Origin of the sequence: Pseudomonas sp. NPDC085632 (assembly GCF_044541255.1) — a bacterium.
Classification (GTDB): domain Bacteria; phylum Pseudomonadota; class Gammaproteobacteria; order Pseudomonadales; family Pseudomonadaceae; genus Aquipseudomonas.
Window position 1 is genome coordinate 32366 of record NZ_JBITSX010000006.1, and the last position, 25873, is coordinate 58238.

Here is a 25873-nt window from a genome sequence, read left to right on the forward strand (position 1 = left end):
ATGAATATGCACGTTCCTGCAAAACCTGCAGAGCCGATCAAGTCGGCAGAAGCACCGAAAACCGCGATCTCGGCCCTGTGGCGTCCGGCGCTGGTGCAAGCTTTCGTCAAGCTCGACCCTCGGCAATTGAAGCGTTCGCCGGTGATGCTGGTGGTCGAACTGACCGCGATTTTCACCACCGTGCTGTGCTTCATTCCCGACGCCGATGTGCCAACTTTTGTTGCTGCACAAATTGCCCTGTGGCTGTGGTTCACCGTGCTGTTCGCCAACTTCGCCGAAGCCTTGGCCGAAGGTCGCGGCAAGGCGCGCGCCGACAGCCTCAAGGCCGGCAGTGAAGGCCTCAGCGCGCGACGCAAACTGGCCAACGGCAGCTTTCAAGTGGTGCCGGCAGCGAGCCTGCGCAAGGGTGATGTGGTGCGCGTCGAAGCAGGGGAAATGATCCCTGGTGACGGTGAAGTCATCGAAGGCATCGCGGCGGTCAACGAAGCGGCGATCACTGGTGAATCGGCGCCGGTGATTCGTGAGTCCGGTGGCGACCGTTCGGCCGTTACCGGCAATACACGACTGGTGTCCGACTGGCTGCTGGTGCAGATCACCGCCAACCCCGGTGAGTCCACTCTCGATCGCATGATCGCGCTGGTCGAAGGTGCAAAACGCCAGAAGACGCCCAACGAAGTGGCGCTGGACATCCTGCTGATCGGCCTGACCCTGATCTTCCTGTTGGTAGTCGTGACCCTGCAACCGTTCGCCCATTTCGCCAACGGCAGCCTGCCGCTGGTGTTTCTGGTGGCGCTACTGGTCACGCTGATCCCGACCACCATTGGCGGTTTGCTGTCCGCCATCGGTATCGCCGGGATGGATCGTCTGGTGCGCCTCAACGTGATTGCCAAGTCTGGTCGCGCGGTGGAAGCGGCGGGTGACGTGCATGTGCTGTTGCTCGACAAGACCGGCACTATCACTTTCGGCAACCGTCGCTGCAGCGCGGTATATGCCGCACCGGGTGTGAATGGTCGCGAGCTGGCAGAAGGTGCGCTGTTCGCCTCGCTGGCCGACGAAACCGCTGAAGGCAAATCCATTGTTGAATACCTGCGCGGTCTGCATCCGCAACCTGAGCCGGCGCTGGAAACCCTGACCGCTGTGCCGTTCAGCGCTGAAACCCGTTTGTCCGGCGTCGACTATCAAGGTCGCATCTACCGCAAAGGTGCGGTGGACTCGCTGCTGAGTTTCCTCGGTCAAAAACGTTCGGACCTGGCCCCGGCCCTGTCGCGGGAAATCGACAAGATCGCGCAGAGCGGCGGTACGCCATTGTTGGTCTGCGCCGACGGTAAATTGCTCGGCGCGATCCATCTCAAAGACGTGGTCAAACCGGGCATCCGCGAGCGTTTCGCCGAACTGCGCAAACTCGGCATTCGTACCGTGATGGTCACCGGCGACAACCCGCTGACCGCCGCCGCCATCGCCGCTGAAGCGGGTGTCGATGACGTTCTCGCCGAGGCCACGCCGGAGAAAAAACTCGCGCGCATTCGTCATGAGCAAAACGACGGTCGTCTGGTTGCGATGTGCGGCGACGGCGCCAACGACGCGCCGGCGCTGGCCCAGGCTGACGTCGGCATGGCGATGAACGACGGCACCCAAGCAGCGCGCGAAGCGGCGAACATGGTCGACCTCGACAGCGACCCGACCAAGCTGCTCGACGTGGTGCAGATCGGCAAGGAATTGCTGGTCACTCGTGGTGCGCTGACGACCTTTTCCATCGCCAACGATGTGGCCAAATACTTCGCGATTCTCCCAGCGCTGTTTGCCTCGATCTACCCGCAACTGGGCGTGCTCAACATCATGCAGTTGACCAGTCCGCAAAGCGCGATTCTTTCGGCCATCGTCTTCAACGCCTTGATCATCGTCGTGCTGATTCCACTGGCGCTGCGCGGTGTGCGCGTGCAGGCGGCGAGTGCGGCGGCGTTGTTGCGGCGCAATCTGTTGATCTATGGGTTGGGCGGGATTGCGGTGCCGTTTGTGGGGATCAAGGCGATCGATATGTTGCTCACGGCTTTGCATCTGGTGTGAGACGGGAAAGAGCCCCTCACCCTAACCCTCTCCCGGAGGGAGAGGGGACTGACCGAGGTGGTTACGAGAGTTGCACCGACCTGAAATATCCAGCCGAACTCAGGTTTTGAAAAGCGCGCATATCGGCTCCCTTTCCCCTCGCCCCCTTGGGGGAGAGGGCTGGGGTGAGGGGGAAAAGATCTCCCTGACACCCCACCAAAGTTTGCCCAACGAATTCGAGGATTATGAAATGTCCACAATGATACGTCCCGCCCTGAGCCTGCTGGTGCTGATGACCCTGGTCACCGGTGTCGCCTATCCGCTGGTGGTAACCGGCGTTGCGCAAGTCGCGTTCCCCGCTCAAGCCAACGGCAGCCTGGTGCATGACGCCAGCGGCAAAGTCCGCGGTTCATCCTTGATCGCCCAGGATTTTGTCGGCGATGCATGGTTCCATCCACGGCCATCGGCCGGTGCGTTTGCGACGGTTTCCAGCAGCGCGAGCAACCTGGCGCCGAGTAATCCGGCACTCGCCACGCGGGTGATCGACGACGCCAACAAGCTGCAGGTTCCCGGCCAGGGTCCGGTGCCATTGGCCCTGCTGACTACCTCGGGCAGCGGCCTCGATCCACACTTGCCACCGGCAGCAATTGCCTATCAACTGACGCGTGTTGCGGCAGCGCGAAATCTGCCGGTATCGACGGTGCAGCAACTGGTCGAAGCGCACATCGAACAGCCGCTGGTGGGGCCGCCGGTGGTGAATGTGCTTGAGCTGAACATGGCGCTGGAAAAACTGTAGAAGATGATCGTTCCCACGCTCTGCGTGGGAATCCATCAATGGACGCTCTGCGTCTGCTTTGGTGGGACGCAGAGCGTCCCGGGCTGCATTCCCACGCAGAGCGTGGGAACGATCAATCAGCAAGAGAGAACATCAAGCATGAGCGACTCCGGCCGCGCCGACGCGCTGTTAGCAGACCTGCACCGTGACGGCCGTGGCCGCCTGAAGGTTTTTCTCGGCGCCGCCCCCGGTGTCGGCAAGACGTACGCCATGCTTCAGGCTGCGCACACGCAGCTGCGTCAGGGCGTGAAAGTTCTTGCCGGTGTGGTCGAAACCCACGGCCGCGCCGAAACCGAAGCGCTGCTCGGCGGCTTGCCGCAGCAACCGCTGGTGCGCTCGGAATACCGTGGCGTGATGCTCGAAGAAATGGACCTCGATGGCATCCTCGCGACCACGCCGAAGCTTGTGCTGGTGGATGAACTGGCCCACAGCAACGCCCCCGGCAGCCGCCACGCGAAGCGCTGGCAGGACATTCAGGAACTGCTCGCCGCCGGTATCGATGTGTTCACCACGGTCAACGTCCAGCACCTGGAAAGCCTCAACGATCAGGTACGCGGCATCACCGGTGTGCAAGTGCGCGAAACCCTGCCGGACTGGGTGCTGCAAGAAGCCTACGAACTGCTGCTGATCGACCTGCCGCCGCGCGAATTGCTTGAGCGCCTGCGCGAAGGCAAGGTCTACGTACCGGAGCAGGCGCGCGCGGCGATCGATGCGTTTTTCACCCAGACCAACCTCACCGCATTGCGCGAACTGGCGATGCAAACGGCCGCCGCGCAGGTCGACAACGATCTCGCCCAAGGCTATCGCCAGCTCGGTCAGGCCGCCCCGGCAGTGCGCGGGCGATTGCTGGTCGGCGTCGATGGCGACCAACAGGCCGAACGCCTTGTGCGCCACGCCAGTCGCGTCGCCCAGCGCCGGCATCTGCCGTGGAGTCTGGTGCACGTCGACAACGGCGCGGTGCGCGACGAGCAATCACGTCTGCGTCTGCAAAGTGCTCAGCAACTGGCTGAGCGCCTCGGGGGGGAAGTGGTTTTACTGCGCGCTGGTGAAGTCGCTAAAACCTTGGTCCAGCACGCCGCCGAGCGCCGTGCGAGTCTGGTGCTGGTCGGCCAGTCTCGGCCGAGTTGGCGGCGTCGACTGTTCGGCGGTGGCTTGGCCGCGCGTCTGTTGCGTCAGGCCCATGGCCTGGAAATCAACGTCCTCGACAATGATCATGAACGCCCGCAATCGCGGCCGCGAAACCCGCTGACACTGGTGTGGTTCGACTATGCGCTAGCGTTGGTCGCCACGGTCTTGGCCAGTGCCCTGGCGTGGGCGGTGTCGAGTGTGTTGCCGCTGCCGAACATCTCGCTGGTGTTCCTCGCGGCGGTGTTGCTGGTGGCGGTACGCAGCAGCCTCGGCCCGGCGCTGGCCTGTGCGGCGTTGTCGTTTCTGACTTACGACTTTTTGTTCATTCCGCCGAATTTTTCCTTCAGCATTCAGCGCGAAGAAGACGTGCTGACCTTGTTGTTTTTCCTGTTGATGGCGGCACTGACCGGCAATCTTGCGGCGCGTCAGCGTCGGCAGTTGCAGGCCTTGCGCGACACCCAGGAAGAGACTACCGAGTTGCTCGACCTGTCGCGCAAACTCACCGCCGCGACTGATCGCCAAGCGGTGGTCAGCGCCGCCGCGCAACATCTCAATGGCTGGAGCGATCTGCAGCTGTGTCTGCTCAACCGCGACGGCCAGGGCGGCTGGAAAGTCGAGACCGGCGGGCCGCTGCAATTCACCGAGGCCGAACGCGCGGCGGCCGATTGGGCCTGGCAACACGATCAACCGGCGGGCATGGGCACCGGCACGTTGCCCTTCGGACGTTGGTGGTGGTGGCCGCTGTCGGTCGAGGAGGGACCGCTGGCGTTGCTCGGCGTGTGTGCCAAGGAAGGCCAAACCTTGAGCGGCCAGCGTCGACGCTTGCTCACCGCGTTGAGTCAACCGCTCGCTCAAGCGCTGGCGCGCGCGCAGTTGGCCGATGACCTGGAAGCCGCGCGCTTGCACGGCGAAACTGAACAACTGCGCAGTGCGTTGCTGGCGTCGGTGTCCCACGACTTGCGCACGCCGCTGACCGCCATGCGCGGCAGCATCGACAGCCTGTTGGCCCTCGGCGAAGCGATCCCGCTGGAGGATCGTCGTGAACTGCTCGAAGGCACCCGTGATGAAGCCGAACGCCTCGACCGCTACATTCAGAATCTGCTCGACATGACGCGCCTCGGCCACGGCGCGCTGAAGCTGGCGCGGGACTGGGTGTCGCCCGCCGATATCGTCGGCAGCTCGCTCAATCGCTTGCGCGCGGTGCTGGCACCGTTGCAGGTCAGCACCGATGTGCCGGGTGAGTTGCCGTTGCTGTTCGTCCATGCCGCGCTGATTGAACAGGCATTGGTCAACGTGATGGAAAACGCAGCGCGGTTCTCACCCGTTCACGGTCGTTTGCAACTCAGCGCGGGAGCGAATGACGACGAGATTTTCTTCTCGGTCAGCGACGAGGGGCCGGGGATTCCCGAGGATGAACGGGCGAAGATTTTCGACATGTTCTACACCGCAGCCCGAGGTGATCGCGGCGGTCAGGGCACCGGCCTCGGGCTGGCGATCTGTCAGGGGATGGTCGGCGCGCACGGCGGTCGCATCAGTGTCACCGACGGCATCGACGGACGCGGCACCTGCATCACCTTGCACTTGCCGTTGCAAGCGCAACCGGGGATGGACAATGAAGCCTGATGCGGACTGCGCTACTCTCTTGCCACTCTTTTGTGTTGATGTGAATTCATGAGCCAGACCGCGACCATTTTGGTCATCGACGACGAACCGCAGATCCGCAAATTCCTGCGCATCAGCCTCGCTTCCCAGGGCTACAAAGTGCTTGAGGCCGGCACCGGTGCCGAAGGCCTGGCGCAGGCGGCGCTGAACAAACCGGACTTGCTCGTGCTCGACCTCGGTTTGCCGGACATGGATGGCCAGCAAGTGCTTCGCGAGTTTCGCGAGTGGGCCACGGCACCGGTGCTGGTGTTGTCGGTCCGCGCCAGCGAAGGACAGAAAGTCCAGGCGCTGGATGGCGGCGCCAATGACTACGTGACCAAGCCGTTCGGCATTCAGGAGTTCCTCGCTCGGGTCCGCGCCTTGTTGCGTCAGGCGCCGGCGGGAGAGGCGCAGCAGGCGGCGTTGAACTTCGGCCCGTTGACGGTGGATCTGGCTTATCGGCGAGTGCTGCTCGACGGTGTTGAAGTGGCGCTGACCCGCAAGGAATACGCGGTGCTGGCGCAACTGGCGCGGCATCCTGGGCGGGTGATCACCCAGCAGCAATTGCTCAAGGATATCTGGGGGCCGACGCACACCGAGGACAGCCATTATCTGCGGATTGTGGTGGGGCATTTGCGGCAGAAACTGGCGGATGATCCGACGCGACCGCGGTTTATTGTCACTGAAGCCGGGGTTGGCTATCGGCTGATTAGTGACAACACTCTTTAGCCATTTGTTGTCCCGGCAGACGCCATCGCTGGCAAGCCAGCTCCCACAGGTTTTTCAGTTGTGATGGAAATCTGTGTATCACACCGACCACTGTGGGAGCTGGCTTGCCAGCGATGAGGCCCTTACAGCCAGCGGAGAGCTTCATGGCTCTCTGCTCTGCTCACTGTCATACCGATCCAGCGTATCCCGCGCAATCTCGCGCCCCAATGCGATCAACTCCGGCGCCTTGTAGAACTCGAAAAACCGGCACACCCGCTTCGGTACGTTGATCAGGATATCCGGCGGATACCCGGCGATCTTGTACTGCGCCAGCGAGGTCTGCATTACCTCGAAACTCTGGTTGATCAAATCCAGCAACGATGCCGGCCCGACGTTATCGATGATGAACGAGCCGGTCGCCGATTTCGGCGCGCCTTCACGCTCGGGTGCGGCGGCGGGTTGCTGGCTCTCCGGCTCGGCGCCTTCAAGCCATGGATTGATGTCCGCCGCTTCGGCGCGCAGCGCTTCCCGCTCGAGCCGCAACAGTTGCTCGGCCTGTGTTCGGCGGAACGGCATCTTCGACCCCAGCGAACTGATCAGGCTGTCGAAGCGTGAGCGGAACGCGGCGGGGCGCTGGATCACCGGCAGTTTGTAGTGACGCTGGTTGGTCGAGTTCAGATTGACTGCGATGATCAGATCACAGTGGCTCGACACCACCGGCACGATCGGCAACGGGTTGAGAATGCCACCGTCGACCAGCATGCGATTGCCTTGCATCACCGGAGTGAACAGGCTGGGAATCGCCGCCGAGGCGCGCATGGCCTGATGCAGGCAGCCTTCCTGAAACCAGATTTCCTGTTGATTGGTGAGGTCGGCGGCGACGGCGGTGTAGGGGATGCGCAAGTCTTCGATGTTGACCTCGCCGACGATCTTGCGGATCTGGCCGAAGACCTTTTCCCCGCGAATCGCACCGAGGCGAAAACTCACGTCGACCAGGCGCAGCACATCCAGATAGTCGAGACTTTCGATCCAGTTCTTGTAAACGTCGAGTTTGCCGGCGGCATAGATCCCGCCAACTACCGCGCCCATCGAACACCCGGCAATGCAGGCGATTTCGTAACCGCGTTTCTCGATCTCTTCAATGACCCCGATATGGGCATAGCCCCGGGCTCCACCGGAGCCCAGTACCAGCGCGACACGTTTTTTCATCCAGCGTCCTCCCGACAAGGTTCCACAATGCACCCATCGCCGAGCCGGCTCAATCGCCGTGGTCGTTGAGTGCGCCGGTGACGTCGTTTTTTTGATACTGCATGACCCTTCGGCGCTATCCTTCTCAGTTGCGCGGTTTCACCCGTCGGCAAGGCACTTTTTCGCAGCCTTACCGTCTTACCTGCACGACTGTTGCCCTATTTTGAGGTGTGAGTGATGAAAGCCTGGATCTGTGTGCCGTTGATGGCTCTGGCATTGGCCGGTTGCGCCGGTAAAACCGCTTACCGCGACAGCTGCGGCAGCCAGCTCGACGCGGCGTGGCACGAGCTCGATCTGGCCAAGGCCGAAGGCTTTGCCGGCACCGTCAGCTACTCGAAAGCGTTGTCGCTGCTGACTGCAGCCAAGACCCAGCAGCAATTCGAAGGGTTTGAAGGCTGCAGCAAGAAGGCCGAGAAGGCGCGTTTCTACATTCGCGAATCCCGCGCCGGCCGCTAAGCTGCTGACGTGAAGCACGGAAGCTGCGTTCACTGGACGGCAGAATGTTCGTCAAAGCCATTTGAATCAGGAGCAAGTGATGTCTGCGTTGGTTGACCGGTTGGTGGCTCATGTCCTGAGTCTGGAAGTGCGGCTGCTGGCCTGTCAGGCACGACTGACGGCACGTACCGACCCCGAGGCGCTGCACGATCTGCGCACCACGGTGCGGCGCTTGCGCAGCCTGTTGCGTCCATTGCGCGGTTTGCCGGGTGTCGAGCAACTGGAAGATGCCGCCTCGGCGGTCGGCCAATTGACCACACCGTGGCGTGATCGCGAGGTGCTTGCTGCGTACCTGCTCAAGCATGATCAGCCTGAAGCCGCGCAACGCCGCATGGCGCAGATGGCCGAGGCTTATCCGGCGCTGGCGGCGAGTGCCGAGGTGGCTTCGCTGTTGATGATTCTCGACGCTTTCCCGCGTTTCCTGCGTGCCTCACAGCGTCAGGGTTTGCTCAAGGGCTTGGACAAACGCATCGAAAAACGCTTGGGCAAGCAATGGCAGAAACTTGATGAGGCGTTGCATGATCCCGCTCACGACCGTCATCGCTTGCGTTTGCTGATCAAACGCGTGCGCTATGGCATCGAAGCCTATCCTGAACTGGATCGTCTGCCCGAGGCGGCGCTGGCGCGATTGAAGTCGGCCCAAGGCGCGTTGGGCGACTGGCACGATTGCTGGCAGTGGCTGGCGAAAGCCGAGCTGGAGGCAGATCTGCAACCCTGCGTCGCCACTTGGCAGGCGACCATGATCAAGGCCGAAAGCAAGGCTGATCGCGTGCTGGAAAAACTCAGCGCTGCCTGCTTCAAATAACCTTAGCCCCGCGATATCCCCTGTAGGAGCTGCCGAAGGCTGCGATCTTTTGATCTTGTTGTTAAAAATCAAAAGATCGCAGCCTTCGGCAGCTCCTATTGGGATTTGTGTCTGTATTTGAAATGCGCTAAGGCCTTTCTGTCAGCCCATTTGACCGGAATAGACGCTGCGGCGCTGTGCAGGTCTGGTTAAGATCCCTGCATTCCTTTCTCGCTTTCTGAGGTTGCCATGCGCTTTAGCGATCTGCTCGATGCGGTCCGCCGCCAACCGGAACTGACGATTCCTGCCGAATGGGGTCAGGGCCGTGCCAGTTTTGGTGGTCTGGTGGCCGCGCTGCAATACGAAGCCATGCGTGCGAAAGTCCCGGCGGATCGTCCGGTGCGTTCGCTGGCGATCACCTTTGTCGGCCCGGTCGAGCCTGAAGTCCCGGTGAGCTTCGAAGTGGAGGTGCTGCGCGAAGGCAAAGCCGTCAGTCAGGTCATGGGCCGGGCGATGCAGAATGGCCAGGTGGTGACGATCGTTCAGGGCAGTTTTGGTGCCTCGCGGCCCTCGGAGGTCGCCGTAGAAGCGTATCCGGCGCCGGTAATGAAGCGCTGGGACGAATGCCAGGAGTTGCCCTACATCAAAGGCGTGACCCCGGAATTCATGCGCCATCTGGCGATGCGCTGGAGCGTCGGCGGCATGCCGTTCACCGGCAATCAATCGCGGCTGATGGGCGGCTGGGTGCGGTTGCGTGGGGATGTCAAAGAAGAACCGGTCAAAGAGGCGCACCTGCTGGCTCTGGTGGATGCATGGCCGCCCGCGCTGTTGCCGTATCTGAAGAAGCCGGCACCGGGCAGCACGTTGACCTGGACCATCGAATTCGTACAGCCGTTACGCGACTTGAGTACGCTGGACTGGTGCCAATACCTGGCCGATATCGAGTACGCCGCCGACGGCTACGGCCATGTCGCCGCCAAGTTGTGGAACGCTGAAGGTGAGTTGATTGCGATGAGTCGCCAGACGGTCACGATCTTCGCCTGACTCAATGCCGACGGTGGCGCTCACGCCAGGCGCGCCACCAGCCGCCACTGAGAAAAAACCGCGGAAAGGTCAGAAACTGCTCGACCAGTAAGCGCGACACCGCATCTTTACGATCACTGAACGGCTCGGAGGCTTGCGCCTCCAGGCTGTGGCCATGGCGCTGCAAACCCAGCGCCGCGACGATACCGATCACGCCGATGGCGACGCTGGCCAGACTCAGGCTGAACACCCCGGAGACGATCAGCAGAAATGCGACGATGAACAACGGCACGGCAATCAGGTGCAGCACCAGATTGGTCGGATGCTGATGATTTCCCGGGTAAGCGCGCCATTGCCACGCAGGAAGGTTGGGGTGACGTTTGCCCATGTTGGCTACTCCTCGATCCATGTTGAACTCATGGTTGAAGAATAGGCCCGGGCGTGGAGGGCGGCGAATCAAGGTTGGCTATTGGCATCATAGGGATGATGGACAAAAAAGATCGCAGCCTTCGGCAGCTCCTACATTTAAATGCGTACACCTGTAGGAGCTGCCGAAGGCTGCGATCTTTTGATCTTCAGAGCTTCAACTGACCTATTGCCTTGCTCAACTCCCCAGCCAACGTCGCCAGTTCATTACTGGTCGTCGCCGAATCCACCGTTTGCTGCACGGTGTTCTCGGTCACATCACGGATACTCACCACCGCCCGGTTCATCTCCTCGGCAACCTGGCTTTGCTGCTCCGCCGCCACGGCAATCTGCGTATTGCTTTCACGCATCTGCGCCACCGCCCCGGTGATTTCCGCGAGCGCTTCGCCAGCCTCTTGCGCCTGCTGCACGCAGTCGTCGGCCTTGTACGAACTCTCCTGCATGAAATCCACTGCGTCGCGAGTGCCGGCCTGCAACGCCGAGACCATCGTGGTGATCTCGTCGGTCGAGGTCTGCACGCGTTTGGCCAGATTACGTACTTCGTCGGCAACCACGGCAAATCCCCGGCCCATTTCACCGGCGCGGGCCGCTTCGATGGCGGCATTCAGCGCCAGCAGATTGGTCTGCTCGGCAATGCTGTGAATCACGCTGACCACGCCGTTGATCTTCTGACTGTCCTCGGCCAGCCGTTGAATCATCTCGGCCGTCTGCTGCACACCGCTGGAGAGCCCGGCAATCGAGTGCTGCACCCGGGCAACCACCTGCTGCCCGCTGCCGGCGAGGCCATCGGCGGTCTGCGACAAGTCGCGGGTGGCGCCGGCGTGCTGGGCGATGTGATAAACCGTGGCGGTCATTTCGTTGATCGCGGTGGCGGCCTGATCGGTTTCACTCTGCTGACCGAGCATGCCGTGGCGCACTTCGTTCATGCTCGATGCCAGTCGCGCCGCGCCGACATCCAGTTGCCGTGCGGTGTTGGCGACGGTCGTCACAACGCGCTGGTAACCGGCCTGCATCGCGTTAAACGCATTGGCCATCTGCCCGACTTCGTCTTTGCCGGCCAGCGGCACTCGGGCCGAGAGATCGCCGCTTTTCTCAACGTGAAGCATCACGTCTTTCAACGTGTTGAGCTGGCTGAGCAGGAAGCGGATCAGCAACTGCGAGGCGCATAGCATGGCGAACATCAGAATGAACACAGCCACCGCATAGTTGGCAAACCGTTCGCTGAACACCTGAGTCAGGCTCGGGCCAAAGGCAATCACTGCGACTTGCTGGCCATCGGTGCGGCTGAACACTTCGGCGCCCATCAACGGGTTGTCGCCGAACAGCGGCAGGTGATTGATTTCGTTCCAGCCGCTGCTGTCGGTGATTTCCAGCAGTGGTTGATCATTCAGGCGTGGTGCTTCGCCGCGTTTGAAGGTCAGCACCTGATCGGCTTTGGGCAGTGGCTGCCCGACCGGCCAGGCCTTGAGCAATTGCGCCTGGGCTTGCGCCGAGACCTGAGACGCGTGACTGCGTGCCTGTTGTTCGAGCTGCACGGCGTATAGCACCAGCAACAGGGTGGTGACGAAGGCGACCGCATTGACCGCCCAGAATTTGTATTTCAGCGAGATATTGCTAAGCCAGGCACCCATGGAGGTCTTCTCTGATAGCGGAAACAGTTTTGGCAAGGTGCCAGCATTGTGCCGCTATGCAGAAGGCTCGATTTGATGTGGGTCAAGAGATCAAAAGATCGCAGCCTTCGGCAGCTCCTACATTGGGATGGCGTACATCCTGTAGGAGCTGCCGAAGGCTGCGATCTTTTGCGGCTTATGCGAATGCCGGGAGGTTGTAGAACGCGCGGGCACACGCGGTGGTGTGCGCCGCCAGATCTTCCTCGGTTTCGCCGCGATGCGACGCCACTTCACGCAGCACTTCAGTCAGATACGCCGGCTCATTGCGCCCGTTCTTCGGTTTCGGCCGCAATGTGCGCGGTAACAAATAGGGCGCGTCACTTTCCAGCATCAAGCGTCCGCGCTTGATCTCTTTCACCAGCGGATGCAAATGCGTGCCGCGGCGCTCGTCGCAGATCCAGCCAGTGATACCGATGTGCAGATCCAGATCGAGGTAGCTGAACAACGCCTTTTGCTCGCCGGTGAAGCAGTGCACCACAGCGGCGGGCAGTTGATCGCGGAAGACTTTGAGGATTTCCAAGAGGCGCTGGCTGGCATCGCGCTCGTGCAGGAACACCGGTAATTGCAGTTCAACGGCCAACGCCAAATGCTCTTCGAGGACTTTTTCCTGCTGCGGGCGCGGCGAGAAATCACGGTTGAAATCCAGCCCGCATTCACCCACGGCGACTACGTTTTTTTCTTGCAACAGACTGCGCAAACGATGGGCGCTGTCAGCGTTCCAGTCACTGGCCGAATGCGGGTGAATACCAGCGGTGGCGAACAGCCGTTGAGCGCTCTCATCCAGCTGTTGGCACAACTCCAGAGCCTGTTCGCTGCCCTCGACGCTGGTGCCGGTCAGCACCAGTTGGCAGACCCCGGCCGCATAGGCACGGTCGAGCACGGCCTGGTGTTTGTCGGCGAAACTGGGGTTGGTCAGGTTGACGCCGATATCGATGAGTTGCATGGTTGCTACCTCGGGCCGAAGGCCGGAAAGCATACCAGAGCTGTAGATTCATAAGAAAAGCCAAGAACTACAACGAGTTATAGCTGTCTGTTGATGCCGCGACGCAGACCGGTTTGGTAGAAGTGCCATTACTGTGCCAGTCTCTCGCACGTTGCCAGCGCTCATGGCGCTCTGTTTTCGTCGGTGATTTCGACCTTTTAACGATGAAATCGCCCCGTATTCTTTCCGGAGAGTGGATGGTTCGTCCCTCGGTTTTGCTCCTGTTGTGTGGATCGCTGCTACTGCCGATGACGGCGGTCGCGCGCCTGCCCGGGCCTTTGCAAGCCGTGCCGGCCGCCAAGGTGCGGGACTTGTCCGAGATTCGCAGCAGCCGCGTGTTGCGTGTGCTGGTCAATCAGAGCCGCAACAGTTCCGGCGAAGTCCAGGGTCAGGCCATCGGCGTCGAATACCATCGTCTGCGCGCCTTCGAGCAATACCTCAACGGCCATGCCCGCGATGGTCAGGAGATCACTCTCAAAATCATTCCCAAAGCCAAGGATCAATTGCTCGGCGCCTTGCAGCGTGGCGAAGGTGATCTGGTCGCACCGGGTGAATTGCTCGATCTGCAATCTGGCTATGCCGTCGCCAGTAGCGAACCGATCGCCAGCAATGTGCCGCTGGTGTTGGTCGGGATCAAGGGCGAGCGACGCTACACCAAGGTCGAACAGCTCTCCGGCAAAACCCTGGCGTTGCCCACCGGCAGTGCGGCGGGGGAGGCGGTCAGTCAGCTCAATCAGAAACTGGCGTTGCACAAACTGGCGCCGATCAAGATCGAATGGGTCGATCCGACCCTGGCGGTTGAAGACGTGTTGGAGATGGTTCAGGGCGGGATTTTCCACCTGACCATCGTCGAGCAACCTATCGCCGAGCGATGGGGCAAGATCCTGCCGAAGCTGCGTTTTGACCGGCAACTGATGATCAGCGAGCCGGGCGAGGAATACTGGTTCGTGCGCCGTGATGCTTCGATGCTGCGCGCGAGCATTGACCGCTTCCTCGGCGGTTACAAGAAGCCGTCGAACGAAGATGCCGCGTTTCTGCGCATTTATCGCCGTCTCTATCAAGTCCACTATCCATTGGCCAAGGCCGACCGCCAGCGTCTGGAAAAACTGCGCCCGACCCTGCAGAAACATGCGCAGGCGCAGAACATGGATTGGTTGAACCTCGCCGCACTGGCGTTCAAGGAATCACGCCTGCAACCCAATGCCCGCAGCGGCAGCGGCCCGACCGGGCTGATGCAGATCACCCCGTCCGCCGCGCAGCGAGTCGGTGTGAACAACATTCAAAATCTCGATGCGAATGTGCAGGCCGGGGCCAAGTACCTGGCGATGATTCGCCGCAAGTTCTTCAACAGCCCCAAGCTCAACGAGCGCGAGCGCATGGCCTTCACGCTGGCGGCCTACAACATCGGCCCCGAGCGCGTGCAGGGCATGCGCGCTGAAGCTCGGCGGCGCGGGCTGAACCCCAATCAGTGGTTCTTCCAGGTCGAGCGCGTTGCCATGGAGCAGGTAGGAATGGGGCCGGTCAGCTATGTTAATAGCGTGAACAAGTATTACTTGGCGTTCGACCGGGAGCGGGAGTCGTTGGAGCCCGGGGCGCAAAAAGTCGTCTCACGGAAATGATCTAATAAACTGATTGTTATGGCGGAATATTTGCGCTTTTAACATGAAATTTACTGATTAATATAGCGGCCAACCAACACACACAACTTCTCGCAAAAACAAGGAATGCCCCATGAGCTCTCTGATCAATAAAGTACTGTTCACCCGCGCCGGTTACGGTCTGACCATTCTGCGCATTGCTGTCGGCGTGATCTTCGCCGCTCACGGCTCGCAAAAACTCTTCGGTCTGTTCGGTGGGTATGGTCTGGCAGGCACCGCGCAGTACATGGACAGCATCGGTCTGCACCCGGGCTACCTGATGGCGACGCTGGCGGGCGGTACTGAGTTCTTCGCTGGCCTGGCCTTGATCATCGGCCTGCTGGTGCGTCCGGCAGCATTGGGTCTGACCTTCCTGTCGCTGGTGGCGATCTTCACTGTACACATCAGCAACGGTCTGTTTATGGCCAACAACGGTTACGAGTTCGCCCTGGCCCTGCTCGGTGGCAGCCTCGCCGTCCTGGTCGAAGGCGCCGGCAAGCTCTCGGTGGACCGCGCCATCGCCGGTTAAACGCTCTGGCTCAAGGAAAAGGCCCGCATTGTGCGGGCCTTTTTTGTTGCGGCTGATTCTTGACACTGATCGGTCACGTTCTCTAGGATGTTGCCCATGCGCCGATTTAAACAGCTACTTGCGGGGCGCCAGGTGACTTCAACAGTTGCCGTCAGAAGCCGGAACAGGGCTTCGAAATACCGCTAAAGCGCTGGTTCGGTGTTGCCTCTCACCTGCCATGCAGACTTTTGAGGCAGAGACACGACACGATGAATGCACTACGCCCTCCAGCACGTCCCGCGCCGATCACCGCGCATATCACTCAACGCAACCCGAAAATTCTCCTTGGCGGCAAACATCAGCCGACGCTGTTGCGTTATCTCGATGGCTGGCCACGTCGCAGCGGCGGTCCTGCTGCGTTCCTGATCCAGTTTGTCGAAGACGGCGAGTCGCTGGCGCGTTTTGCCAGTGACAGTTTCGATCTCGCGGTGATTCAGGCACCGACTGCCGAAGATACGCCGGAGATGATCAAGCAACTGGTCCGCGTTGCGCGGCAGGGTTTGATCACTCGTCGCTGATGCGCTTTACGGATAGTCGATGGCGACGATGTAAACGAACTGCTCACCGGTGGGTGTCTGCACCCTGACTTCTGCATCCAGCGCCTTGCCGATCAAGGCGCGGGCCAGTGGTGAGTCGATGCTGATCAGGCCCAGTTTCAGATCCAGTTCATCCGGGCCGACGATGCGGTAGCGCGATTGCTTGCCGTCTTCGTCCTCGATGGTCACCCACGCGCCGAAGTAGACCTTGTTCGGATCGCTGGGTTTTTCACTGACGACTTTCAACGCTTCCAGGCGTTTGGTAAGAAAGCGCACGCGACTGTCGATCTCGCGCAGCATCTTCTTGCCGTAGGTGTACTCGGCGTTTTCCGAGCGATCGCCCTGAGCTGCCGCTTCGCTGACCGATTGCGTCACCTGCGGGCGGCGCACATGCCACAACTCATGGAATTCGGCGCGCATCCGCGCTTCACCCTCGGGGGTGATCAGCGCGGTGCCGGCGGGGCGTGGAGGGCGATAACGGCTCATGGCAACTTCTTGTGATTAAGACCGCCTGAGTCTATCAACCCTCGCGCAACACTGTCAGTGGACTTGCGTTGAGCGCCCGACGCGTACCGAACACGCCGGCCCCCCCAATCAGTGCCGCGCCGATCAATGGCAGTACCAACAGCCACGGATGAGGGTGCCACGGCAGATCGAACGCGTAGCGATACAACACCAGGCTCACCACTTCCGAACCGATGGCTGCGAGCAAACCGCTGACCGCACCCAGCAGGCCGAACTCGATGCGTCGTGCCTTGACCAGCAACTTGCGCTCGGCCCCCAAGGCACGCAGCAGCGCACCTTGGCGAATGCGTTCATCCAGTGTTGCCTGCAACCCGGAAAACAGCACGGCCATTCCCGCCGCCAAGACAAACAACAACACATACTCTACGGCCAAAGTGACTTGGGCGAGGATGCTGCGCAGTTGTTCCAGCAGCGCTTCGACCTGAAGAATGGTCACCGCCGGGAAGGTCCGTGACAGTTCGACGATCTGCTGATCATGACCGGGCGCCAGATAGAAGCTGGTCAGGTAAGTCGCGGGCAGATCCTTCAAGGTGCCGGGCTGGAAGATCATGAAGAAGTTCGGCTGGAAGTTGTCCCAGTTGATCTCGCGCAGGCTGGTGACTTTCGCTTCGCGGTTGACTCCGCCGACGCTGAACACCATGTGATCGCCGAGTTTGAGCTTGAGGCTTTCGGCGACTTTGCCTTCTACCGATACCCCGGGAACATCGTCGGTCGGCTGATCTTTCCACCATTCACCCGCCGTGAGCTTGTTGCCCGCAGGCAAGTCCGCTGCCCAGGTCAGGCTCAAGTCACGCTGCACAGCGCGGTCACCGGCCGAATCCTTGCTGACGATTTGCTGCACGGCTTCGCCGTTGATGCTGATAAGGCGTCCCGGCACTACCGGATACAGTGGCGCGGCTTGCGCGGACACTTTGACCAAGTGATCGGTGAAGGCCTGTTTGTCCGCCGGCAGAATATTCAGGGCAAAGTAGTTCGGCGCGTTTTTCGGTAGCTGGTTTTGCCACGTGTCGAGCAGTTCTCCACGCAGCAGCGCGATCAAGGCCATCGACAGCAGGATCAGGCCGAATGCCAACGACTGACCGGCCGCTGCCAAGGGATGGCGCAGCAACTGGCCCAGGCCCAACCGCCACGGCAACGAAGCACGGGCTAGCATCCGCCGCAGGCTTTGCAGCAGCAACAACAGCAGACCGCCCAACACCAGCGCGGCGACTACGCCGCCGCCGAGCAAAGCGAACGTCAGCAGTAGATCCAGACTCAAGCGCCACATGATCAGGCCGAGCGCGCCCAGGGCTGCGCCGTAAACCATCCAGGTGCTCGACGGAATCGGCAGCATGTCCCGGCGCAGCACACGCAGCGGCGGCACGCGACCCAATGCGGCCAGTGGCGGCAGGGCGAAACCGGCCAACGCCACCAGCCCGGTGCCGACCCCAGCGATGGCTGGAAACAGCCCGCCCGGTGGCACATCGCTTGGCAACAAATCATGCAGCAGCGCGAACAAACCCAGTTGTGCCAGCCAGCCGAGCAGGGCACCGCTAAGAGCGGCGAGTAAACCAAGCACGGTCAACTGCAAACTGAACAGCAGCATGGTTTCCCGGCGTGATAGACCAAGGCAGCGCAGCAAGGCACTGGCATCGAAACGGCGACTGGCAAAACGGTTAGCCGATAACGCCACCGCCACCCCGGCCAGCAGCACGGCCACCAGGCTGGCCATGTTCAGATAACGCTCGGCCTTGCCCAGCGCACCGCCAATCTGCCGGTTGCCATCGCGGGCATCCTGAATCCGCTGATTGGCGGCGAGACCGGGTTTGATCAATTGCCGATAGGTTTCCAGCGCCTGCGGTTCACCGCGCCACAGTTCGCGGTAACTCACGCGGCTGCCGGGTTGTACGACACCGGTGGCGGCGAGGTCGTCGAGGTTGATCATCACCCGCGGCGTCAGGCTATAGAAATTGCCGGCGCGATCCGGTTCGTAGGTCAGCACGCGGGTCAGTTTCAAGGTCTTCATGCCGACATCGATGCTGTCGCCGATCTTCAGATCCAATGCGGTCAGCAGGCGTGCCTCGACCCAGGCTTCGCCGGGTTGCGGTTCGCCACCGGTTTGTTCGGCGGCGAAAGGCGCTGGCGCACTCTTCAGTTCGCCGCGCAGCGGATAGGCGCGGTCGACGGCTTTGATGCTTGACAGCTGAATGCCGTTATCGGTGGCGATGACGCTGGAGAACTCCACCACTTGCGCATGATTCAGGCGCAGCTCGGTACCGCTTCGGATCTGCTCCTCGCGAGCCGGCGAACTGCCTTCCAGCACCAGATCGGCACCGAGAAATTCGGTCGCGCGCAGCATCATCGCGCCGTTCAGGCGGGCGCCGAAATAGCCGATGGCGGTGCTCGCCGCCACCGCCACGACCAACGCGAAGAACAACACCCGCAACTCCCCGGCGCGGGCATCGCGCATCAGTTGGCGAATGGCGAGACTGAACAGACGCAACAGCGGCAGACGTGCCATCAAGGCTCCAGAGGGGCGACCAACAGCCCGGCTTCAAGTCGGATCAGACGCCGGCAGCGGTGGGCCAGGCGTTCGTCGTGGGTCACCAGCACCAGGGTGGTGCCGCGTTCCTTGTTCAATTCGAAGAGCAAGTCGCTGATGCGCTCACCGGTGTGGCTGTCGAGGTTGCCGGTCGGTTCGTCGGCAAACAGCACATCGGGCTCGGCGGCAAAGGCTCGGGCAATCGCTACACGTTGTTGCTCGCCACCGGAGAGCTGGCGCGGCGAGTGCGTCAGGCGCTGGCCGAGGCCGACGCGCTGGAGCAATTCGGTCGCACGCTCACGCGCATCTTTGCGGCCATCGAGTTCCAGCGGCAGCATGACGTTTTCCAGCGCATTGAGGCTGTCGAGCAACTGGAACGACTGAAAGACGAACCCGACATGCTCGGCACGAATGCGTGCGCGCTGGTCTTCGTCGAGATTGCTCAAGCCTTGGCCGGCGAGGGTGACCTCGCCACTGCTCGGCAGGTCGAGGCCGGCGAGCAGGCCGAGGAGGGTGGATTTGCCGGAACCGGACGCGCCGACGATGGCAAGGCTGTCGCCCTTGTTCAGTTCCAGGCTGAGTTCGTGCAGGATAGTCAGTTCACCTTCCGCGCTGGGAACCACTTTGCTGAGGTTCTTCGCGGTGAGAATGCTTGCGCCCATGGAGAATCCGATGCGTGTGTGGTTTTTGAGTGCTGGCCTGGCCTTGATGTGCATGGCCCAGAACGCAGCGGCGGGTACTGTCCTGATCGTTGGCGATAGTATCAGCGCCGGTTTCGGACTGGATACCCGCTTGGGGTGGGTGTCGTTGCTCGAGCAACGGCTCAAACAGGAGGGTTTCGACGACAAAGTGGTCAATGCCTCGATCAGCGGCGACACCAGTGCCGGAGGCCAGGCGCGGCTGCCGGCGCTGCTTGCAGAGCATAAGCCGGAACTGGTAATCCTCGAACTGGGCGGCAACGATGGCTTGCGCGGAATGCCGCCAAATCAATTGCAACAAAATCTTGCCTCGATGATCGACAGCTCGCGTCAGAGCGGGGCCAAGGTGCTGTTGCTCGGCATGCAACTGCCGCCCAATTACGGCAAGCGCTACACCGATGCTTTTGCCGAGGTCTACGGCAAACTCGCCGACGATAAAAAGATCCCGCTGGTGCCGTTTTTCCTCGACGGCGTGGGCGGCCATCCGGACTTGATGCAAGCCGATGGTCTGCACCCGGCGGCCGGGGCTCAGGGCAAGTTGCTGGAAAATGTCTGGCCAACGCTAAAACCGCTGTTATGAGGCTTTTCTAAGGGCAGGCTTTCGGCTAATGTGGCGCCCCCTTATTTGGAGCCCCCGATGTCGCGTTCTGCCTGGTCCCTGTTTGCCTACCAACTGATCGAGCCTGACGAGCAGCTGGATCTGTTCGCCTGCCAGGAAGTGCGGGTGCATCTGGTGACGCGGCAACTCGAACTCGGTGGCTCGGCTGATCGCACCCTCTGCGGCAGCCTGCTGCCGGCGCAGCCACGCTGGTCGAGTGTGGATCGCCGGGTGTTTCAGGATCAGCGTCTGTGTTCGCTGTGCCGGGCGATTCTGGAGTCGCAGAAGCGGGGCACCTCGCCGATCTGGCCGGAGCTGCGTTTCGAGCTTTAAAAGCAAAGATCGCAGCCTGCGACAGCGCTTACATGAAGACTTCTGTCTGCCTATCGGGCCATCTCCCCGAATTCCCAAGGTGCGGTGTACAATCGCGCTCCTATACCCTTGTTGATCATGCGAAGGATTTTCCGGATGTTGCCGCGCTTTCCTGCCGTCACCCGCTGCCTGTCACTTGCCGCCCTGTGTGTGGCCGGTCCCGTTGCTGCATTGGAGTTTCCCCTGCCACCACCCGGTGAAGACATCATCGGTCAGGTGCAGGTGATCAAAGCCAAGTACGAAGACACCTTCGCCGATCTGGGCACGAAGTACGATCTGGGTTACTCGGAAATGGTCGCGGCCAACCCGGGCGTCGATGCCTGGTTGCCAGGCGCCGGCACCGAGATCGTCTTGCCGACCCGTTTCATTCTGCCGCCGGGTCCGCGTGAAGGCATCGTCATCAACCTTGCCGAATACCGCCTCTACTATTTCCCGAAAGGCCGCAACGTGGTGTACACGTTCCCGCTGGGTATCGGTCGTGAGGGCTGGGGTTCGCCGATCGCGCACACCTCGATCACCGCCAAGACGCCAAACCCGACCTGGACGCCTCCCGCGTCGATCAAGGCTGAACACGCCGCTGATGGTGATCCGCTGCCCAACGTAGTGCCGGCCGGCCCTGACAATCCGCTGGGCCCGTTCAAGTTCACCCTGGGCACGCCGGGCTACCTGATCCACGGTTCAAACAAGAAATTCGGTATCGGCATGCGCACCAGCCACGGCTGCTTCCGCATGTTCAACAACAACGTGCTGGAAATGGCCGGCATGGTCCCGGTCGGTACGTCGGTGCGCATCCTCAACGATGCCTACAAGTTCGGCAGCAGTGGCGGCAAAGTCTATCTGGAAGCGCACACACCGATCGACGACAAGGGCAACCCGTCGGTGGTCGACAAGCACACTGCCGTGATCAATGCGATGCTCAAGCGTGAAGACGTCACCAGCAACCTGCGCGTGAACTGGGATGTGGTGCGTGATGTGGTCGCAGCCGAAGATGGCCTGCCAACTGAAATCGGCACGCCGAACACTTCGGCGCCGATGGTCTCGAACACACCGATCGACTTGCAGCAGTAAGTCGAGGTTAAAAACCCGCCGATGCGCGTAGCGTCGGCGGGTTTTTATTGCCCGGAGAAAAGCACCGGGCACAAAAAAGCCGACCCGAAAAATCGGGTCGGCTTGATAACAATCCCGAGGGATTATTACTTGCGGCTAGCTTTGTCCAGCATGCGCAGAGCACGCTCGTTAGCTTCGTCAGCAGTCTGTTGTGCTTTTTGAGCAGCAGCCAGAGCTTCATCAGCTTTACGGTAAGCTTCGTCTGCACGAGCCTGGGAGCGAGCAGCTGCGTCTTCAGTAGCGGTCAGACGTGCTTCGGTTTCTTTCGATGCGCTGCTGCAACCGGTAGCCAGAACTGCGGCCAGAGCCAGAGCAGAGAATTTCAGAACGTTGTTCATCGTGTTCCCCTTCAAGGACTTTCAAATTAAGTGGCTGTCTCCTCACGATTGAGGAAATAGCCGGCGTACATACTACCCATTACTTGTAGTAAGTAAACTGACGTAAGGCAAGAAGCAAAAAAAATTGTAGGCGTTGATTCTTTTTCGAGCAACTTTTAACTGCGCTGTTTAAAAAATACCCAGCTGCAAGCCCCGAGCTGAGCGAGTTAATGAGAAAAAGTTCCCGTTGCTACGTGTTGTTTTTGCAGTCTTGGATAAAGTCTGTCTAGATGAATTCGTCCACACTTTTGTTCCGATTTTGCGCGCTGCTTCGCTTATCTTTGTCCATGTTGAGGTGACTTTAAAAAAGGCTGCACGTCTTAAATCTCAACATCCGGCAATGTTCAGGTGAGTGACCCGGGAAGATCTTCTCCCCAATCACCTCTACGTCCCTTGGAGCAACCCCCGTCAACCCGCTTGATGACGAGCGCACCTTGAGCATTTTTGCCAATGGTGCCTACTATTTATCAGGTGCCAGGTTGCGCGAGATCGGTGTGGCTCTTCTCGGTGTCCATCAGGCACGGGGTGGCGTAGATGTTCCTTCGCCGGAAAAACATCGGTAAGGTAGGGGTCAGAATTCAAGACCCGCGAGGAGTAGTGATGAGCGAGGCGTTGTCCATCCACCATGACCAGGCTGGTCATCAGTTCGAGACCAATGTGGACGGTCATCGTGCCTACCTGACCTATATGGATCTGGGGAAACAGACCCTGGATATCTATCGCACGTTCGTGCCCAATGCCTTGCGCGGCCGAGGCATAGCGGCCGCGCTGACAGAAAGCGCTTTGCAGTACGCCGAAGAAATGGGCTACACGGTGATCCCGTCATGCTCCTACGTCGAGCGCTACATGGAACGTCACCAGCGCCGCGCCGCGAAAATCTGAACCGCACACACAAAAACGCCGGGCACTGCCCGGCGTTTTTTTATGCCTGCAAAACGCCGATCAACTGCGCTGGCGTTTCGGCAACACGTCCTTGAGCTTGGCGTGCATGCTGCGCAGGGTGTTCTCGGTGGCAGACCAGTCGATGCAGGCATCGGTGATCGACACGCCGTATTGCAGGTCGGCGAGGTCTTTGGGAATCGCCTGGCAACCCCAGTTCAGGTGACTTTCGACCATCAGGCCGATGATCGACTGGTTGCCTTCGAGGATCTGGTTGGCGACGTTCTCCATCACCAGCGGTTGCAGGGCCGGATCCTTGTTGGAGTTGGCGTGGCTGCAATCGACCATGATGTTCGGCTTGATCTTCGCCTTGTCCAGCGCCTGCTCGCACAGCGCCACGCTGACCGAATCGTAGTTCGGCTTGCCGTTACCACCGCGCAGCACCACGTGACCGTAGGCGTTGCCTTTGGTGGTGACGATCGACACGCCACCTTCCTGGTTGATACCAAGGAAACGGTGCGGGCTGGACACTGACTGCAGGGCGTTGATCGCCACGGTCAGGCCGCCGTCGGTACCGTTCTTGAAGCCGACAGCCGAGGACAGACCGGAAGCCATTTCCCGGTGGGTCTGCGATTCGGTGGTACGCGCGCCGATGGCCGACCAGCTGATCAGGTCCTGCAAGTACTGCGGGGAGATCGGATCGAGGGCTTCGGTCGCGGTCGGCAGGCCTTTTTCGGCCAGATCCAGCAGCAACTGACGACCGATGTGCAGACCGTCCTGAATCTTGAACGAGTCGTCCAGATACGGATCATTGATCAGGCCTTTCCAGCCAACGGTGGTGCGTGGCTTCTCGAAATACACGCGCATGACCAGATACAGGGTGTCGGAGACTTCCTCCGCCAGCACCTTCAGGCGATCGGCGTATTCGTGGGCAGCCTTGATGTCGTGGATCGAGCACGGACCGATCACTACGAACAGACGGTGGTCGGTGCCATCAAGAATGTTGCGAATGACTTCGCGGCCCTTGGTGACGGTGCGCAGGGCAGCGTCGCTCAGAGGAATATCACGCTTGAGCTGATCGGGAGTGATCAGGGTCTCGTTAGAGGCGACGTTTAGGTCGTTGATCGGTAAATCAGCCATCGTTTACTCGTCAGGTCACGGGTGCCGGCCGCCAGCGATCCCCGCGCGGCGGAGCACAGCAGATTTAAGCGCGTCGGGGAGCGGAACCTTAGCGCGTAAAGCGCCTGCTCGACAATGGGCAAAAGGTGCTTTAGTCCAGCGCTGGCTGCGCAAAAGCCTTGCGCACGCTGTCGTGGGAGAACTCGTCGGCGTGTTGCTCGACCCATTGCAGGGCCACCGCCTGAATTTCTTGCAGGTCATCGTGGGTGTCGTGCATGCGGCAGTAGCGCTCGATCTGACACACCTGCTCACCCATTCGCGCGCTGAACAGCGTCTGCTCATCGGTGAACGCGATGCCCACCAGATAGCCTTTTTTGCGACGCAGACACCACGCCACGTAACCCGGATAACAGATGTCGGCGTTGAGTGTCGGCATGCGCACTTGCAGGGCGGTGCCATGACGCCAGGCACGATGGTAATTGCAAGCGATGCCGCCGAGGCTGATAGTGTGCAGCTGTCGCCTGGAAATGCACTCAGGCTTGAGCAAGGTTAATTCAACCGGCACCTCGTCCGGATGAGGAATGAAGCGTCCCATGAGCACAGACTCCCTGTGTCGGCCATTTGACATTGTTTCCCCCAGTATAGTGGTCGAATCCGAACTGACCGATTTCGACGCCGACCAACGGCTATTGGCGATGGGCGGCGTTTCGCTGGTGATTTTCACCAGCGTCGGCTGCGCCAGTTGCCGTTATGCCCGCGAAGTGCTGCCGGATCTGGCGCTGGGGATTGATCGCCTGTGCTGGATCGATGCCGGCGACAACGGCGGGTTGGTGGAGCGCTATCAGGTCTTTCATTTGCCGGCGCTGTTCGTGGTGCGCGACGGCGAATTCTTTGGGGCATTGCACACGCGTCTGACGGCCGATGCGCTGAACGCAGCGCTGGCGCAGGCACTGGGTCAAATTGCAGAGGAGTTGCCATGATGGGGGCAGTGAATAGACCGGTCGTAGGGATTATCGGCACCGGCGCAATTGGGGGTTTTTACGGTGTGATGCTGGCGCGCGCCGGTTTCGATGTGCACTTTCTGTTGCGCAGCGAGTTTTCGGCGGTCGCCGAGCGGGGTCTGCAGGTGAACAGCGCGGTGCATGGCCCACTGACACTGAATCCGGTGCAGGCCTATTCGGCCGCCGAAGACATGCCCAAATGCGACTGGCTGTTGGTCGGGGCGAAAACCACCAGCAATGCCGGCCTCGCGCCTTCTGTCATTCAAGCGGCCAAACCCGATGCGAAAGTGCTGGTCCTGCAAAACGGTCTCGACGTTGAAGACAACTTGCGTGAATTGCTCCCCGACTCTCTGCACCTGCTGGGCGGCTTGTGCCTGATCTGTGTGCACCGCGAAGGTCCCGGACAAGTCACCCATCAGGCACTCGGCGCGGTCAATGTTGGCTATCACAGCGGTCCGGCCATCGATGACGTTGCGCGTATGGCAATTGTCGAAGAGGGCTGCGGGTTGTTCCGCACCGCCGGAATCGATTCTCAGGCAATGCCCAATCTGCAGCAGGCGCGCTGGCAGAAACTGGTGTGGAATATTCCCTATAACGGACTCTCGGTGTTGCTCGGCGCCAGCACCACGCCGCTGATGGCCGATGCCGACAGCCGTGTGTTGATCCAGGCGTTGATGGCCGAAGTGGTGCAGGGGGCCAAAGCCTGCGGCCACGACGTGCCGCCGGGTTACGCCGACTATCTGTTTATGATGACCGAGAAAATGCCCGACTACTGGCCGAGCATGCACCATGACTTTTTACATAAGCGACCGCTGGAGCTGGAGGCGATCTACGCTCGGCCACTGGCAGCGGCGAAAGCGGCGGGCTGTGAATTGCCGCGCATCGAAGCGCTGTATCGCAATTTACGTTTTATCGACCGGCGCAACGTTTAAGCCGGTCGCTCTGGGGGAAG

26 protein-coding genes are annotated in these 25873 nt (G+C 60.6%); 16 read left to right on the top strand and 10 right to left on the bottom strand.

The genetic code is table 11. The annotated features are described in order from the left end of the window. From kdpB to ACIF4X_RS07245, 4 genes are all read left to right on the top strand, one after another. Nucleotides 1–2064 (top strand): potassium-transporting ATPase subunit KdpB, encoded by a 2064-nt coding sequence (gene kdpB, locus ACIF4X_RS07230; protein ID WP_397481570.1) that lies wholly within the window; start codon nucleotides 1–3, stop codon nucleotides 2062–2064. 229 nt (nucleotides 2065–2293) lie between these two features. Continuing rightward, complete coding sequence (gene kdpC / locus ACIF4X_RS07235) at nucleotides 2294–2839, top strand: potassium-transporting ATPase subunit KdpC (RefSeq protein WP_397481571.1); 546 nt, start codon at nucleotides 2294–2296, stop codon at nucleotides 2837–2839. A 138-nt stretch (nucleotides 2840–2977) separates the two neighbouring features. Further along, nucleotides 2978–5629, top strand: a complete 2652-nt coding sequence (locus ACIF4X_RS07240; protein WP_397481572.1) for a DUF4118 domain-containing protein — start codon at nucleotides 2978–2980, stop codon at nucleotides 5627–5629. Between the two features lie 48 nt (nucleotides 5630–5677). Continuing rightward, a complete protein-coding gene (locus ACIF4X_RS07245; RefSeq protein ID WP_397481573.1) occupies nucleotides 5678–6376 on the top strand; it encodes a response regulator in 699 nt (232 codons plus the stop codon). A gap of 141 nt (nucleotides 6377–6517) precedes the next feature. Here ACIF4X_RS07245 and ACIF4X_RS07250 read toward each other — a convergent pair whose 3' ends face one another. Continuing rightward, nucleotides 6518–7564: a patatin-like phospholipase family protein gene (locus tag ACIF4X_RS07250; protein ID WP_397481574.1), complete on the bottom strand. Its 1047-nt coding sequence runs from the start codon at nucleotides 7562–7564 to the stop codon at nucleotides 6518–6520. A 216-nt stretch (nucleotides 7565–7780) separates the two neighbouring features. On the opposite strand from ACIF4X_RS07250, the gene ACIF4X_RS07255 reads away from it, so the two are divergent. From ACIF4X_RS07255 to ACIF4X_RS07265, 3 genes are all read left to right on the top strand, one after another. After that, complete coding sequence (locus ACIF4X_RS07255) at nucleotides 7781–8059, top strand: hypothetical protein (protein ID WP_007908543.1); 279 nt, start codon at nucleotides 7781–7783, stop codon at nucleotides 8057–8059. Between the two features lie 79 nt (nucleotides 8060–8138). Continuing rightward, the gene (locus tag ACIF4X_RS07260; RefSeq protein WP_397481575.1) at nucleotides 8139–8903 is read left to right on the top strand and encodes a CHAD domain-containing protein; all 765 of its coding nucleotides are present in this window, start codon (nucleotides 8139–8141) and stop codon (nucleotides 8901–8903) included. Nucleotides 8904–9131: 228 nt separating this feature from the next. Continuing rightward, entirely contained in the window at nucleotides 9132–9926 is a 795-nt protein-coding gene (locus tag ACIF4X_RS07265) for an acyl-CoA thioesterase (RefSeq protein ID WP_397481576.1), read from the top strand. Between the two features lies 1 nt (nucleotide 9927). On the opposite strand, the gene ACIF4X_RS07270 is transcribed toward ACIF4X_RS07265, so the two are convergent. From ACIF4X_RS07270 to ACIF4X_RS07280, 3 genes are all read right to left on the bottom strand, one after another. Then, nucleotides 9928–10293 (bottom strand): Mpo1-like protein, encoded by a 366-nt coding sequence (locus tag ACIF4X_RS07270; RefSeq protein ID WP_007908547.1) that lies wholly within the window; start codon nucleotides 10291–10293, stop codon nucleotides 9928–9930. A 187-nt stretch (nucleotides 10294–10480) separates the two neighbouring features. Beyond that, nucleotides 10481–11962 carry a methyl-accepting chemotaxis protein gene (locus tag ACIF4X_RS07275; RefSeq protein ID WP_397481577.1) on the bottom strand — a complete coding sequence of 494 codons (1482 nt, stop codon included), beginning with the start codon at nucleotides 11960–11962 and terminating at the stop codon, nucleotides 10481–10483. 175 nt (nucleotides 11963–12137) lie between these two features. Then, nucleotides 12138–12944 (bottom strand): TatD family hydrolase, encoded by an 807-nt coding sequence (locus ACIF4X_RS07280; RefSeq protein WP_397481578.1) that lies wholly within the window; start codon nucleotides 12942–12944, stop codon nucleotides 12138–12140. A gap of 236 nt (nucleotides 12945–13180) precedes the next feature. Between ACIF4X_RS07280 and ACIF4X_RS07285 the strand changes: the two genes are divergently transcribed. From ACIF4X_RS07285 to ACIF4X_RS07295, 3 genes are all read left to right on the top strand, one after another. After that, entirely contained in the window at nucleotides 13181–14602 is a 1422-nt protein-coding gene (locus ACIF4X_RS07285) for a transglycosylase SLT domain-containing protein (protein ID WP_397481579.1), read from the top strand. A 112-nt stretch (nucleotides 14603–14714) separates the two neighbouring features. Next, nucleotides 14715–15149: a DoxX family protein gene (locus ACIF4X_RS07290; protein ID WP_397481580.1), complete on the top strand. Its 435-nt coding sequence runs from the start codon at nucleotides 14715–14717 to the stop codon at nucleotides 15147–15149. 248 nt (nucleotides 15150–15397) lie between these two features. Next, nucleotides 15398–15706, top strand: a complete 309-nt coding sequence (locus ACIF4X_RS07295) for a class I SAM-dependent methyltransferase (RefSeq protein WP_397481581.1) — start codon at nucleotides 15398–15400, stop codon at nucleotides 15704–15706. Nucleotides 15707–15712: 6 nt separating this feature from the next. Here the strand turns inward: ACIF4X_RS07295 and greB are convergent, their stop codons facing one another. Genes greB through ACIF4X_RS07310 form a run of 3 tightly spaced genes read right to left on the bottom strand, consistent with a single transcriptional unit; the run spans nucleotide 15713 to nucleotide 19432 of the window. Beyond that, a complete protein-coding gene (gene greB, locus ACIF4X_RS07300; RefSeq protein ID WP_016985509.1) occupies nucleotides 15713–16210 on the bottom strand; it encodes a transcription elongation factor GreB in 498 nt (165 codons plus the stop codon). A gap of 34 nt (nucleotides 16211–16244) precedes the next feature. Next, nucleotides 16245–18749 carry an ABC transporter permease gene (locus ACIF4X_RS07305; protein WP_397481582.1) on the bottom strand — a complete coding sequence of 835 codons (2505 nt, stop codon included), beginning with the start codon at nucleotides 18747–18749 and terminating at the stop codon, nucleotides 16245–16247. Then, complete coding sequence (locus ACIF4X_RS07310; protein ID WP_007939984.1) at nucleotides 18749–19432, bottom strand: ABC transporter ATP-binding protein; 684 nt, start codon at nucleotides 19430–19432, stop codon at nucleotides 18749–18751. Before ACIF4X_RS07310 ends, ACIF4X_RS07305 begins: the two co-directional genes overlap by 1 nt. A 10-nt stretch (nucleotides 19433–19442) precedes the next feature. On the opposite strand from ACIF4X_RS07310, the gene ACIF4X_RS07315 reads away from it, so the two are divergent. The 3 genes from ACIF4X_RS07315 (at nucleotide 19443) to ACIF4X_RS07325 (ending at nucleotide 21506) form a co-directional block, all read left to right on the top strand. Beyond that, a complete protein-coding gene (locus tag ACIF4X_RS07315; protein ID WP_007908573.1) occupies nucleotides 19443–20048 on the top strand; it encodes an arylesterase in 606 nt (201 codons plus the stop codon). A gap of 57 nt (nucleotides 20049–20105) precedes the next feature. Then, nucleotides 20106–20399, top strand: a complete 294-nt coding sequence (locus tag ACIF4X_RS07320; protein ID WP_007908575.1) for a hypothetical protein — start codon at nucleotides 20106–20108, stop codon at nucleotides 20397–20399. Nucleotides 20400–20534: 135 nt separating this feature from the next. Next, nucleotides 20535–21506 carry a L,D-transpeptidase family protein gene (locus tag ACIF4X_RS07325; protein WP_397481583.1) on the top strand — a complete coding sequence of 324 codons (972 nt, stop codon included), beginning with the start codon at nucleotides 20535–20537 and terminating at the stop codon, nucleotides 21504–21506. 125 nt (nucleotides 21507–21631) lie between these two features. Here ACIF4X_RS07325 and oprI read toward each other — a convergent pair whose 3' ends face one another. Then, complete coding sequence (gene oprI / locus ACIF4X_RS07330) at nucleotides 21632–21883, bottom strand: outer membrane lipoprotei OprI (protein ID WP_003199355.1); 252 nt, start codon at nucleotides 21881–21883, stop codon at nucleotides 21632–21634. Between the two features lie 639 nt (nucleotides 21884–22522). Between oprI and ACIF4X_RS07335 the strand changes: the two genes are divergently transcribed. Continuing rightward, nucleotides 22523–22804 (top strand): GNAT family N-acetyltransferase, encoded by a 282-nt coding sequence (locus tag ACIF4X_RS07335; RefSeq protein ID WP_003226804.1) that lies wholly within the window; start codon nucleotides 22523–22525, stop codon nucleotides 22802–22804. A gap of 60 nt (nucleotides 22805–22864) precedes the next feature. Here ACIF4X_RS07335 and ACIF4X_RS07340 read toward each other — a convergent pair whose 3' ends face one another. Further along, a complete protein-coding gene (locus ACIF4X_RS07340; RefSeq protein ID WP_102900377.1) occupies nucleotides 22865–23941 on the bottom strand; it encodes a 3-deoxy-7-phosphoheptulonate synthase in 1077 nt (358 codons plus the stop codon). A 130-nt stretch (nucleotides 23942–24071) separates the two neighbouring features. Then, nucleotides 24072–24515, bottom strand: coding sequence for a PilZ domain-containing protein (locus ACIF4X_RS07345; RefSeq protein ID WP_397481584.1), 444 nt, complete (start codon nucleotides 24513–24515; stop codon nucleotides 24072–24074). On the opposite strand from ACIF4X_RS07345, the gene ACIF4X_RS07350 reads away from it, so the two are divergent. Continuing rightward, a complete protein-coding gene (locus ACIF4X_RS07350; RefSeq protein WP_397481585.1) occupies nucleotides 24514–24900 on the top strand; it encodes a thioredoxin family protein in 387 nt (128 codons plus the stop codon). The genes ACIF4X_RS07345 and ACIF4X_RS07350 overlap by 2 nt on opposite strands. Continuing rightward, nucleotides 24897–25853: a putative 2-dehydropantoate 2-reductase gene (locus tag ACIF4X_RS07355; RefSeq protein WP_397481586.1), complete on the top strand. Its 957-nt coding sequence runs from the start codon at nucleotides 24897–24899 to the stop codon at nucleotides 25851–25853. The genes ACIF4X_RS07350 and ACIF4X_RS07355 overlap by 4 nt, the downstream gene beginning before the upstream one ends. Nucleotides 25854–25873 lie beyond the last annotated feature (20 nt).